The 12,821-nt window shown below is 39.5% G+C and carries 14 protein-coding genes; all 14 read right to left on the reverse strand.

Annotation, left to right across the window (positions count from 1 at the left end; translation table 11 throughout):
* Window positions 1–437 (reverse strand): helix-turn-helix domain-containing protein (locus tag WS44_RS04625; RefSeq protein ID WP_046433410.1); only part of this gene is annotated, 437 nt, incomplete at its 3' end.
* Between the two features lie 375 nt (window positions 438–812).
* The gene (locus WS44_RS04630; protein WP_013438667.1) at window positions 813–1,037 is read right to left on the reverse strand and encodes a hypothetical protein; all 225 of its coding nucleotides are present in this window, start codon (window positions 1,035–1,037) and stop codon (window positions 813–815) included.
* A 75-nt stretch (window positions 1,038–1,112) separates the two neighbouring features.
* Complete coding sequence (locus WS44_RS04635; protein ID WP_013438668.1) at window positions 1,113–1,436, reverse strand: bacteriocin immunity protein; 324 nt, start codon at window positions 1,434–1,436, stop codon at window positions 1,113–1,115.
* Window positions 1,437–1,515: 79 nt separating this feature from the next.
* Window positions 1,516–2,745 carry a lactate oxidase gene (locus tag WS44_RS04640; RefSeq protein ID WP_014566201.1) on the reverse strand — a complete coding sequence of 410 codons (1,230 nt, stop codon included), beginning with the start codon at window positions 2,743–2,745 and terminating at the stop codon, window positions 1,516–1,518.
* 325 nt (window positions 2,746–3,070) lie between these two features.
* On the reverse strand, window positions 3,071–3,235 hold the full coding sequence (locus tag WS44_RS09910) for a hypothetical protein (RefSeq protein ID WP_288145686.1): 165 nt from the start codon (window positions 3,233–3,235) through the stop codon (window positions 3,071–3,073).
* Between the two features lie 11 nt (window positions 3,236–3,246).
* Window positions 3,247–3,375 (reverse strand): hypothetical protein, encoded by a 129-nt coding sequence (locus tag WS44_RS09915; protein WP_288145687.1) that lies wholly within the window; start codon window positions 3,373–3,375, stop codon window positions 3,247–3,249.
* A 181-nt stretch (window positions 3,376–3,556) separates the two neighbouring features.
* Window positions 3,557–3,847 (reverse strand): bacteriocin immunity protein, encoded by a 291-nt coding sequence (locus WS44_RS04645; RefSeq protein WP_013438671.1) that lies wholly within the window; start codon window positions 3,845–3,847, stop codon window positions 3,557–3,559.
* 72 nt (window positions 3,848–3,919) lie between these two features.
* A complete protein-coding gene (locus WS44_RS04650; protein ID WP_013438672.1) occupies window positions 3,920–4,669 on the reverse strand; it encodes an amino acid racemase in 750 nt (249 codons plus the stop codon).
* Window positions 4,670–4,680: 11 nt separating this feature from the next.
* Window positions 4,681–6,252 (reverse strand): UDP-N-acetylmuramoyl-L-alanyl-D-glutamate--2,6-diaminopimelate ligase, encoded by a 1,572-nt coding sequence (locus WS44_RS04655; protein WP_013438673.1) that lies wholly within the window; start codon window positions 6,250–6,252, stop codon window positions 4,681–4,683.
* Window positions 6,253–6,300: 48 nt separating this feature from the next.
* Window positions 6,301–7,455: a HAMP domain-containing sensor histidine kinase gene (locus WS44_RS04660; RefSeq protein WP_013642519.1), complete on the reverse strand. Its 1,155-nt coding sequence runs from the start codon at window positions 7,453–7,455 to the stop codon at window positions 6,301–6,303.
* A 3-nt stretch (window positions 7,456–7,458) separates the two neighbouring features.
* The gene (locus WS44_RS04665; RefSeq protein WP_013438675.1) at window positions 7,459–8,145 is read right to left on the reverse strand and encodes a response regulator transcription factor; all 687 of its coding nucleotides are present in this window, start codon (window positions 8,143–8,145) and stop codon (window positions 7,459–7,461) included.
* A 181-nt stretch (window positions 8,146–8,326) separates the two neighbouring features.
* The gene (locus tag WS44_RS04670; protein WP_046433412.1) at window positions 8,327–10,186 is read right to left on the reverse strand and encodes an ABC transporter ATP-binding protein; all 1,860 of its coding nucleotides are present in this window, start codon (window positions 10,184–10,186) and stop codon (window positions 8,327–8,329) included.
* A gap of 9 nt (window positions 10,187–10,195) precedes the next feature.
* The gene (locus tag WS44_RS04675) at window positions 10,196–11,920 is read right to left on the reverse strand and encodes an ABC transporter ATP-binding protein (protein WP_013642521.1); all 1,725 of its coding nucleotides are present in this window, start codon (window positions 11,918–11,920) and stop codon (window positions 10,196–10,198) included.
* A 120-nt stretch (window positions 11,921–12,040) separates the two neighbouring features.
* Window positions 12,041–12,817, reverse strand: coding sequence for a DUF1129 domain-containing protein (locus tag WS44_RS04680; RefSeq protein WP_013642522.1), 777 nt, complete (start codon window positions 12,815–12,817; stop codon window positions 12,041–12,043).
* Window positions 12,818–12,821: the final 4 nt, after the last annotated feature.

Genomic DNA, 12,821 nt, shown 5'->3' on the forward strand with positions numbered 1-12,821 from the left:
GTCTGATATGACCAGTCGCTGCGTTTTTTGTGAAAAGTCGGAATTCCATGACCAATCTTGCGATAGTTGTTCCAAGCTTTCTGATAATTTTGAATGGCGTTGGCAAGAGCGAGGCTATCAATTTCTTTAACACGCAAAAAGCTATAAGTATCACGAATATTCCTTGGCTTATCCAATAGTTCGCTATTAGTGACTACTTCTTCTGCCAACCTAGTCTCATAATTATTAAGAATAGAAAAGGCAAAAGGCATTGCTTGATATTGTCTAACAGCTAAGTAGTGCTTAGCATGATAATTGCTCCGATTGCGTCCGACATAAGAGTTGTAGACAAAGCGCTGCGCATCATAGTTTAGTTTAATGATTTTCTTTTGCTTAGAACTAGGATAAAAGCGAAGCTTAACGCCAAAATGATAGGCTAAACTGCTCATTCTTTTCATGTATTTCACCTCCTCATAGATTAGATATTTATATTTTACAGGATAAGCGAACATATGTCTCTATTTTTAGAATAAAAAAAGCTGACTGCTAGGTCAGCTTGGCCCTATCCATCCCCGCATTAAAATACGGGGATTTTCGGGCGTTTTTCATTAAAGGTATCAAAGGTTGGCTCTTCATCATCGCGACGAGTGTACATATCATGCACTGCCAACAATCCTGTGATCATCAAGTTCACACCAAAAATAATTAACAAACCAACAAAAATATATCAAAGATAAAGCATGATTGCACCTCCGTCATATTAGTTATTTTTCTGTACCACTTAACTAATACACTAATATCTATTAGAGGATTTGTCAATCATTTTTTATTGCTTACTTTTTCCTGCCAATGTATAAAAGGCCATAGATCGCTGGGCCAATAATGATTGCACCGGCTACAGATAAAACCAAAACAAAGGCAAAACGGGGCATGATAAAAAAGTCTTGACCGAAACCGCGGGCAGCCCACATTGCAAAGAATGTTATTACCCAGGCAATGATCATCGAGAGAATTAAGCGCCAAGCTGAAAATTGATTTTGTGAATTTTTGTTACTCATCTAATTTTCCTCAAAAAATAAAAAAGCTACTAAACTCATTTAAGTTTAATAGCTCTCTGAATTATTATCAATTAATTATCTTCTGCCGATGCTACTAAAAGCCAGGCCAAGAGCAGCGCCACCTAATGCGCCTGCTTGGTGTGAGACAGGACGAGCATCAGAAACAATTGCTTGGTGGAATTTCATCACGCCGTTAGACAATTTACTTTGCCAACTTAATGGATCAAGACCAACGCGAACCAAGTTGCAAACGTAATTTGCGGATTCGCCATTTTCAAGTTGGTGCTTAGCATTAAGCAAAACTTTACGCTCCTCCGACTTAGTATTTTCATCAACTAACAAATCAGTAATGTTGTTTAAAAGCCAAATTTTCAGGTCATCTTTTTCTTCGTTATACATTGTATGTATCTCTTTTCCTCAACTTTTGAATCAATTATAGTTCTGGTTGTGAGGAATTCAATAGTTTTTTGAAGAAAAATTAGTGCTTTGATGCGCCTGAAGTAGCGTCTGGTTCTTCGCTCTTAATTTGGTTATCAGCCGTTACAGGATATGGCTTAATGCGGCTAGGATCAGTGTTTGAAGGCATAGTGTCTAATCCGTAATGAATACGATCGATCTTAGCGCGCTTTACATCATCAATGGTTTTGCAGCCGGTCAGTTGCATATCGATCTTTAATTCGGTATTTAATTGATTAATGACGCTCTCAACACCCTTAGGGCCGCCTAATGCTAAGCCATAAAGATATGGACGACCGATACCAACAATATCAGCACCAAGTGCCAAAGCCTTAAAGACATGTGAACCGCGACGAACGCCTGAATCAAAGACAATTGGCACACGGTGGTTAACAGCTTTAGCAATCTCTGGCAAAACGTCGATCGTTGCAGGAGCACCATCGACTTCACGACCACCATGGTTAGTAACGTAGATACCGTCGGCACCTGCGCCAATTGCCTTATAAGCATCTTCAGCACACATAACGCCTTTTACAAAGACAGGTAAGCCTGATTCCTTCTTAATGCGTGCAACGTCTTCTGGACCAATCTTTTGGGCACTAGAAGCGTACATTTGCGCAACGCTTTGACCTTCACCTTTACCGCCAAGATAACGGGTGAAGAAGTCTAGTGGCACTGGATAAGTAAAGTGCGTTCTAAGGTTAGCTTCACGATAACCTGACACAAGGGCATCGACGGTCAAGAAAATGCCTTTGTAGCCTGCTTTCTTGATTGCATCAAAGACCATCTTGTTGAAGTCCCAGTCCTTGCTTAAATATAATTGGAAAAATCTGGGAGCTTCTGGAGCGGCTGCCGCAATGTCTTCTACGCTCTTGTTAGCATAAGTACTTGATGAGAAAAGTGCACCAGCTGCGGCAGCACCTTTTTGCGTAGCCACTTCAGCATCCTTGTGAGCAATACCGTGACAAGCAATTGGAGAAATCATAATTGGTGTCTTCAATTTCATCCCCATAAATTCGGTATCAGTTTGTGGATCATCCATATCGGTCAAAGCACGTGGCACAATTTGATAATGGTTAAAGGCTGAAGTATTGGCACGCCAAGTCCATTCATTTTCAGCACCTGAAGCGATGTAGTAATATGCACCTTCAGGCATAACTTTCTTGGCCCGCTCTTCTAGTTCATCGACATTGATCATTGAGATCTTTTCATCCCGATCACTTTGAGGAAAACCTTTGTAATAATAAGTCATAGTTCTTCCTTCTTTCAGTTTATTTCTGCATCTTTTATTACTTTCATTATAGTTGAAAGCACATACAAAAGTTAGTGAAAAAAGACTAAAAAATGTTTTAATAACCAGGATAGTAAGCAATTATCATTTCACAAAGTTATATTTAACTTTGTATATATTGTTATTTTTAACTTATTATTTTCTTAGCGTTTTCTGCATTTTTATCCGAAAAGCAAAAATAACTGTTCTACCTAATGGGTCAAACAGTTATTTTAATATCTTTATTTTTCTACAACTCAACTTTAACTGAACATCACTCAAAGTACAGATATTCCAACAAGGATCATCATGAAACCAATGCAAAGCCATAATAGATAGCCAGTGGACTAAAAACATTATCTGTTCCTTCAGTTTTTACGTTTTTGAAATATCTATTAGCTGCAACAATGGTATAGCAACCACCGATAATCATTAATAATCCAATAATTAATGGAACAACAATCTTTAACATAATTGCTCGCCTCATCCACTAATGAAAATACCTGCTAAAAGCATCCCCACGCCAACAACGACGATGATGGCACCTTGGTAGTAACCAGCAACAATACCAATAGTAGATGTAAAAGTCCAGTAGGATCTGTGCCACTTCAACAAGTAATAGAAGTGACATTACAGGTACACCCTTTTTTATTGGTAAAAAGACAAGTGTTAAGAAGTATAAAGAAACATAAGCGTAACCGACTGCGAAGCAGACCCTATGTTGAAATATTTACCAGACAAATCAAAAAAGCCTTCAGAAGTGCTCGCTTCTGAAAGCCTATGTTTTACAAATCTAATAATATGACTTCAAAGTCTCCTGCAATTTCGTCACACCAGCAGGCACCTTAAAATCAGTCTTAACCAAATAACCTGACAATTCATCATCAAGTTCCTTAGCAATTTCCTGAACCGGCTCGTCTTCACTAGCTCTAAACAAAGCCAACTTAACAAACTTCATAATATCGTTATTGCCCAACAATTCAGGATCATTATTAACTAGCTCTCTCACTTTAATCATAAAATCATTATCTTTTGGATTGATATTAAGGTGAGTACCCACGCCTTCCAGTTTTGGATATTTCATAATTTAGCCCCCGATCTAATTTCGATTTTAGCACAAGAGAAAAGCCATGAACTTAGTTCATGACTCTCTAACTCATTTATACATGTATTTTGCGCAAGCTTCTTTAGGATCCATACCGTTACGGATCTTAAGAGCTAATTCGATTGAAACATCTGCAAGAATTGATTGTGGATCAATTACGTGATATGGATGGTCAGGTGCTTTTTCTTGAGCTAGTGACAACTCGGTACATCCCAGCAAAATCACGTTACAACCATATTTATCATGCATTGTCTTCAAGATTTTGTGATACAGATCGTGGTCCACAGTACCCTTTTCTTTGATATCAGAATAGATCAATTCATTAACCATTGGTTGAATTTCTGGTCCACCCAATTCCACCTTGCGGCCAACTCGCTTAATTTCATCGGCATACAAGTGATCATATATAGAACCTTCAGTAGCAATTAAACCAATCTTCTTTTCATCTGGATAATTGTCAGTAAAATTATGTACGGCAATGCGCATCATGTGTAAAAATGGCTTGTCAGTCAATGCAGCCAAATCATCATAGAAATAATGCGCTGTATTACATGGCATAACCATGAAGTCCGTACCTAGTTTGTCTTGACCTTCTACGTCATCTTTTAAATCATAAAAGAAGTTAGGCTTACTGTGATCCTTGATGTAGGCAGTTCTATCAGGAACTTGTGCATCATTGACCAAAATATAATTTAAATAATCTTGGTCGCGTGCGATCTTAACGCGGTGGTTAATTAACCGCACATAACTCTCAGTGGCAATGGTTCCCATGCCACCAATAATACTAAAAAAGTGCTTCATAGTATCAACTCTTATTTTCTAAAGTGTTCTTTTTGGCCTTCTAATTCATTAATGACATTTTGAGCAACAACGATATCAGATGGGTATGGAGTGTTTACGCCACGAATCTTTTGGAAGGCGTCAGCACCCTTACCACAGATTAAAACAACATCATCTGGGCCAGCCATTGCGATGGCATCGTGGATAGCCTTCTTACGGTCCAATTCAATAGTAACGTCACACTTAGAGTGGTCAATACCTGAATCAATTTCTTCGGCGATTGACTTAGGATCTTCAAAGCCTGGGTCATCAGTTGTCAAGAATGCCTTATCAGCGTATGCGGTCAAACTTTCACTGAAGCCTGGACGACGAGAAACGCCCTTATCGCCAGGAGCACCTACAACTACGATGATCTTAGGGTTGTCGAATTCATTTTGCATAAAGCTCATCAAAGCCATCATTGAAGCCTTGTTGTGAGCGTAGTCAACAACAACCATACCGTGACTCTTAGTTCTTTCAGTTTGCATACGACCTGGGATAGTCACGTCGCGGATACCCTTAGCACATTGATCATGGTTAAGGCCAGCAAGACCAGCACCGATAATTGCGGCAGTACCGTTTGATTCGTTGAAGTCACCCAACATCTTCAAAGTGTAGTCACCATTGATAGGTAACTTCTTAGCCTTATCACTTGCGCAGTAAAGTTTGAAGCGAGTTTCCTTCATATCCAATTCTTGTGAAGCAAATCTAAAGTCGATTGGCACCTTTAAATCTGGATTTTCGAAGTTTTCTCTAGCAAACAAGTAAATACTGTCTGGGTTAGTAGTGGTTGTAGCTGCTGCGTAAATTTCATCAAAGTGGGCGGTTTCCGCATTGATAATACATTTACGTGAGTTAACCATTAATTGAAGCTTGCAGTGTAAGTAGTCTGCAAAGTTAGGGTGTTCGTTTGGTCCAATGTGGTCTGGACTGATGTTCAAGAAGAAGCCTAAGTCATAAGTTAAACCAAAGACGCGGTTCTTCTTGTAAGCTTGGCTAGATACTTCCATTACCAAGTGAGTCATACCGTTATCTACGGCAGTACGCATGTCACGGAACAAGTCCAAACTTTCTGGCGTGGTCAAACTTGACTTGAAGCTGTCTTCTGGCTTAGGACCAACAACGTCATTAACTGAAGAAATTAAAGCAGTCTTGCCGCCGTTAGCTTGGTCAAGCATCCCCTTCAAGAAGTATGCGGAAGTAGTCTTACCCTTAGTACCAGTGAAGGCTACAACGTATAAATCATCTTGTGGGAAACGGAAGAATGCGGCTGAGAGCAATGCCATTGCTTTTGAAACATCACGAACGATTAACGCGTGCATACCTTTGCCTTCAGGATAAGGTTGTTCAGCAACGTAACAAATAGCACCATTGTCTTTAGCCATTGATAAATAAGTTGGTCTAAAGCCTGCACCCTTGCAGAAAAATAATGTGTTAGTTTGGATATCACGTGAGTCGTAAGAAACGTAATCCATCTTAGTAGCTACAGTGTCTTGAACTGCGCTTGACTTGAGCAAGTGGTGCTCTTTTAAAATTAATATACAGGTATTTAAAGAAATACTCATCATTTTCTCCTCGTTGTATTAATACATTCAGTCAAAATTATAACACAGCTAGTGCTTACTTGGCGCTTTCTTAGGATCAAGTGGCAAGCGAATTATGAAACTAGTCCAGTTTTTATCTGATTGGCAGCGAATCGTACCATGGTGCAAATCGACCACGCCTTTGGTAATTGAAAGGCCCAATCCGGTACCGCCAGTTTTGGTATTACGGGAAGTTTCCACTCGGTAGAAACGTTCAAAGATCTTTTTCTGTGAATCTTTTGGAATTGGCTCCCCATTGTTTTCAACACGCAATTCGACTTCGCGCTTATTAACTAAGTTAGCCACTAATTTAATCTTGGTAGCTCCCGTACCATATTTGAATGCGTTAGAAATTAAGTTGTTATATACTCGCACTAATTTTTCGGCATCAGCCTGAATGGTTAAATCTTTAGGCCGTGCCTCAATTTCAATCTCAATACCTTTTTTCTCAGCTTCAAGTTCAAACCCGGCTGCTACTTGTTCGAGCATTGAATAAATGTGTAATCTGGCTAAATTCAGCTTCGTATTAGTAGATTTCAGCGTTGAATATTCGAACAAATCATTGGCCAGTGACTTCATTTGCTCAGCCTTGGTGTACGCAATATTAATATATTTTTGCTGGTCTTCAGGAGACGTGACGCCACTTTTTAGTAATCCCAAATAGCCAATAATTGAAGTCAGCGGCGTTCTAATATCGTGTGAAACGTTAGTAATCAATTCATCCTTAGATTGTTCGATTGCCCGTTCCTCATTGATGGAGTTCACAGTACTATCAACCAGTGAGTTAATTGAATCAACTACACGCTGCAATTCAGGCCGCACCCTAAAGTTGATACGGTGATCAAAGTGACCATTAGCAATATAATGCAGCTCCAGAATGACGTGACGCAGCTGCATTTGGTGATATCTTCTGATCAAACGCCAATATAAAACCACCAAATCGCCGATCCCCATCAAAATAATAAAGATATTTTGCCAGGACCATAAGTGATAGCCACCTGCAAAGGTCATCGTCTTTTTCAAAAAGTAGATGCCATTAACCAGACTCTCATCCTGCAAAATAGCCAGGTGGAGCAAAATAATTATTGATAGATTTAACAAAAGCAGAAGGATGACCGTTACGACCCCTTCTGCAAACAATTCGCTCTTTTCAGCGCCAGTTAGCTTGACGCGCTCCTTTTTCATTAACTACGCCTCGACCTTGTATCCTACACCCCAAACAGTTTGAATAACATCTTCGCCGCCAGTTGCCTTTTGAATCTTGTCACGAAGGTGTGATACGTGCACCATAACGGTCTTGGCAGAAACGATGGATTCTTGTTGCCAAACACGTTCGAAGATTTCATCAGCAGAGAATACGCGGTTAGGGTGACTAGCTAAAAGATAAAGAATACCAAATTCCAAAGCCGTCAATTGAATAGCCTTGCCATCGATTGTCTTTACTTCGTGAGAATCACGATTAATGACAAGTGGACCAACTTCCAAGATATCTGGCTTTTCATCCTTAACTTGCTTTTGACTACGACGTAAAAGTGAACGTACTCTGGCCATAACTTCAAGTGGGTTAAATGGCTTAGATACGTAGTCATCGGCACCGGTAATTAAGCCTTGAATCTTATCCATATCGCCAGTCTTAGCAGAAACAATGATAATTGGAATATCTGAATCTTTTCTAACTTCCTTAATTACTTCGATTCCGGACATGTTAGGCATCATCACGTCTAAGATCATTAATGCGATGTCTGGTGTAGTAGTTAATTTAGTAATGGCTTCCTTGCCGCTGTATGCCGCAATAGGTTCATAGCCTTCGTTTTTCAAATATATGCTTAAAAGTTCAACGATTTCTTTATCATCATCAACAACTAAAATTTTCACGAGGAAACTTCCCCCTTCTCGTTCTTAATTATTTTATCTCTCTTGTTTATTTTATATACAGTTTATCAAACCTTACGACTATTTTACTCAATTTTAAAGCAAAACGCCTAAGAACAAGGCTTTCTTTATTTTTTCATAAAAAAAGAGCCTGGAAATTCCAAGTTCTAATTTATTTAGCTTATTATTGGATCTCTTTCTTACCAGTGTAGAGCTCGTAGTAGTAGCCCTTCTGCTTCAAAAGTTCCTCGTGATTACCACGTTCAATGATATGACCATGATCAAGAACCAAGATCAAATCTGAGTTAACAATAGTTGATAAACGGTGGGCAATAACGAAACTTGTACGTCCAGCAAGCAAGTTATCCATACCAGCTTGAACCATCTTTTCAGTTCTAGTATCGATGCTTGATGTAGCTTCATCCAAGATCATTACCGGCTCATCGGCAATCATTGCCCGGGCAATACTGAGCAGCTGCATTTGTCCTTGTGACAAATCACCGCCATCACCATCAATCACAGTTTGGTAGCCGTGATCAAGGTCATGGATAAATTCATCGGCATGAGACAACTTAGCTGCTTGGTAGACGTCATCGTCACTAGCATCTGGATTACCGAAGCGGATATTATCCATAATCGTACCAGTAAACAAGTGCGTTTCCTGCAAGACGATTGATAATGACTGACGCAAGTCGTCCTTCTTAATATTCTTGATTGGAATACCATCATAAGTAATCGTGCCTGAATCAATTTCGTAGAAGCGGTTAAGCATGTTAGAAATGGTGGTCTTGCCGGCACCAGTTTCACCAACCAAGGCTACCTTCATGCCTGGCTTAGCTTCAATTGAAATGTCGTGTAAAATTTGGTGTTCTGGCACATAACTGAAGTTAACGTGATCAAAGACAATATGACCGCGAACTGGAACCTTCTTAATTGAGCCATCTTTTTGTGGGACATTCCAATTCCAGTTACTGCCGACTTCGTCACCTTTAGAAATCGTAACTGTACCATCATCTGGTTCTGAAGCTTGATCTTCCAAATTGAAGATTCTTTCGGCACCAGCCAAGGCCATTACGATTGAGTTCAATTGTTGGGAAATCTGGGCAATAGGCATACTGAACTGTCTTGATAATTGCAAGAATGAACCAATTGCACCAAGTGAAAGTGGAGCCCATTGGTTAATCGCAACGGCACCACCAATAAAGGCAATTAATACGTAGAGCAAGTTACCAATGTTACCCATGATTGGGAAAAGAACAGTGGCATAAGTGTTGGCTCTACCTGAAGCCTGACGCAATTCTTCGTTGTACTTATCAAAACCAGCTTTTGATTCTGGTTCATGGCTGAAGACCTTAATAACCTTCAAACCATTAAGCATTTCTTCGTTATAACCGTTAATTTGACCAAGCTTCTTCTGTTGGATTTGGAAGTAGTTGCCTGACTTAACAGTAAGAAAACGTACAATTCCAATTGATAATGCAAAGATGATGAATGAGAAGAGCGTTAATTGCCAACTCAAACTAAACATCGCACATACAACGAATAGCAAACTCAAGGCTGAGTTAGTAAATTGTGGGATTGATTGTGAAATCATCTGCATCAAGGTATCAATATCGTTGGTGTAACGCGACATGATATCACCAAATTCATTTTGGTCAAAGTATGAAATTGGCAAGCTTTCCATGTGCGTAAACATTTCGTTACGAACACGATATTGTACTTTTTGTGCCAAGACACCCATTAACATGTTAAAGAGGTAGTTGGAAAGGAAACCGATGGCATAAATACCAAACATTACCGCAATGGCAATTTCCAATGGGACATAATTAGGTACCTTTTCCTTAGTTAAGGGCATGATATAGTTATTGATCAAACGCTCAATAAACAGTGAACCGATAACGTTGCTAGCTGCTGCCAAGACAATCATAATCATGGAAACGGTGAGCATCCACGGACTAGTCTTCACAATCAGCCTAAGCAAGCGGCCCAAAGTTTTCATTCTGTGACCATTAGCTTGATCTTTATTTTCTAAAGCTTTATCCAAATTGCTCACCTACTTTCCTTGTTCTTCTTGGAACTTAGCGATTGAACTGTAAAGCTCGTTAGTCTTCATCAATTCTTCATGCGTTCCAATATCTTGAATCTTGCCGCGATTCATAACGATGATCCGGTCAGCGTCCTTAATCGAAACAATTCTCTGTGAAATGATAATCTTCGTTGTGTCTGGCATATCCTTAGCCAAAGAAGTTCTAATTTCACGTTCCGTGCTAGTATCAACGGCTGAAGTAGAGTCATCCAAGATCAAGATCTTAGGGTTCTTCAACAAGGCTCTGGCAATAGTAATTCTTTGCTTTTGCCCACCTGAAACGTTGTTACCACCTTGTTCGATCATTGTATCGTAGCCATCTGGCATTTCACGAATAAAGTCATCGGCATGCGCAATCTTAGCTGCCGCAACAACTTGTTCGTCAGTGGCGTTTTCGTTACCCCACTTCAAGTTGTCCTTAACCGTACCGGTGAACAAAACGTTCTTTTGTAAGACCATCGCAACGTTGTCACGCAAGGTCTTTAAGTCGTATGACTTAACGTTATGTCCCGCAACGCGAACGGCACCAGACGTTACATCATAAAGACGTGGAATCATTGAAACTAAGGTTGATTTAGATGAACCCGTTTCACCGATGATCCCAATCGTTTCACCTGGATGGATCCGCAAGTTGATATCATCAAGAGCATCAGTTTTATCAGCTGGTTCATACTTAAAGCTAACGTGGTCGAAAATAACTTCACCGTTAGTCAAACGCTTAAGTGGCTTCTTAGGATTTTCAATAGTTGGTTCTTCAGTGATTACAGAAGTGATACGACGACCACTAGCACCTGAAATAACCAACTGGGTGGTAATCATAGCCAAAATGTTCAAACTGAATAAAACTGAGTTTGAGTACGTAAACATTGAAATAAGTTGACCAGTTTGTAAGCTACCGCCAACAATTTCTCTAGCACCAAACCAGCAAATTGCCAAAGTTGAAATATTCAAAACGGCTGCAACTACTAAAGCGTTTAAAGACATAATCTTTTGAGCAGTTGCAAATAATTTGTAAATAAGGCCTGATGACTTCTCAAATTTTTCGATTTGTGGCTTTTCTTGAACGTAAGTCTTAACTTCACGAATACCACGTACATTTTCACGAACCACTTGGTTCATGCGGTCATATCCTCTAAAAATCTTAGGGAAATATGGGTAAGCCAATCTAATAATTAAGCCTAAGGCAATTGCAAAAATTGGTCCTAATACTAAGAAAATAAGTGACAAGTGTGGACTGATAATTACAGACATGATAATTGAAACGATGAACATCATTGGCGCTCTAACAGCGATTCTGATCAACATTTGGTAAGCCAATTGCACGTTGTTAACGTCAGTTGTCAAACGCGTAACCAAACTGGCACTTGAAAAGTGATCGATGTTTTCGAATGAATAATCCTGCATGTGATAGAACATGTCCTTACGCAAGTTAGCCGCGAAACCAGCAGCTGCATGGGCAGAAACATAACTGGCACTTGCACCTAATGCTAATGAAATGATTGTCAATACAAACAAAATCAAGCCTAGCTTACTAATGTAGGCCATGTTGCCCTTCATAATTCCGTTATCGATCAAAATACCAACTAAATATGGAATCAGCATTTCGATAATAACTTCACCAATAACAAAGACTGGCGAGAGCAATGACAATTTTTTATATTGTCGAATCGATTGGCTCAATGTTTTGACCATATAAAACCACCCTTCTATTTCTATGCATCCTTGTAAATAAAAAAATAAATGGGCATTCCCCATTTATCTTTTTTTACAGTTATCTAATTTAGTATGTACTTCTTTTTTTAAAGAAGCAAGTTATTTGCGTTGTGGACGAGACGCAAATGAAGAACCAGTGATGTGGTAGTGTTGTCTAAATAAGTAACGGGCACCGTAGGCAATTGCGGCGATTACGATGTCGACAGCACCTGGCAATACTGGGTTGATTACACGAATTGCTGGCAATGATAAGATCCAAATCCAAATGAACAATGCGACAGCAATTCCTAAACCACTTAACAGCAATTTTGGCAAACCGATTCGTTGACCGTTCTTTGGCATTACCCAATCGTTGTACTTAACCATGAAGACACCCATCAAGATACCTACACTGGCTAAAGTCAAAATACCCATTTGTGAGTTTTGAGGTTGCTTTGTTTCAAACAAGGCAATGACACCAAATAAACCAACGAAGATTGCTAAGTAGAGAAGTGCACAATCAACGGCACGTTGCCAGAATGGAGTTTCTACTGTTTTTTGTTCTGGGTGAAGCATTTCTTCAGCCTTGATCTTTGGTGAAGCTAAGTAAAGACCATTAGCAGGTTGACCATGACGTTGTGCAATCACGATTTCACTAAGCAAACCATCAGTCATGGCGACTGCTTCTTCATGTGAAAGTGAACCTTGACGTTGTAGTTCCTTTTCCAAACGGAAAACGTAGTCTTGGTTCTTGTTACTTAACTTTTGACGCAAAGTCTTAGGGTCTTCATTTTTCAACTCTTCGTCTTTAGCATCAACTTCAGACTGCTTCTTTAATTTTTCTTGTTTTTCAGCGTTAATATTTGAATTATTCTTTTCTTGCTCTTTTTCAGTCATTCTT

It is taken from the genome of Lactobacillus sp. N54.MGS-719, assembly GCF_000980505.1.
Taxonomy (GTDB): Bacteria; Bacillota; Bacilli; order Lactobacillales; family Lactobacillaceae; genus Lactobacillus; species Lactobacillus amylovorus.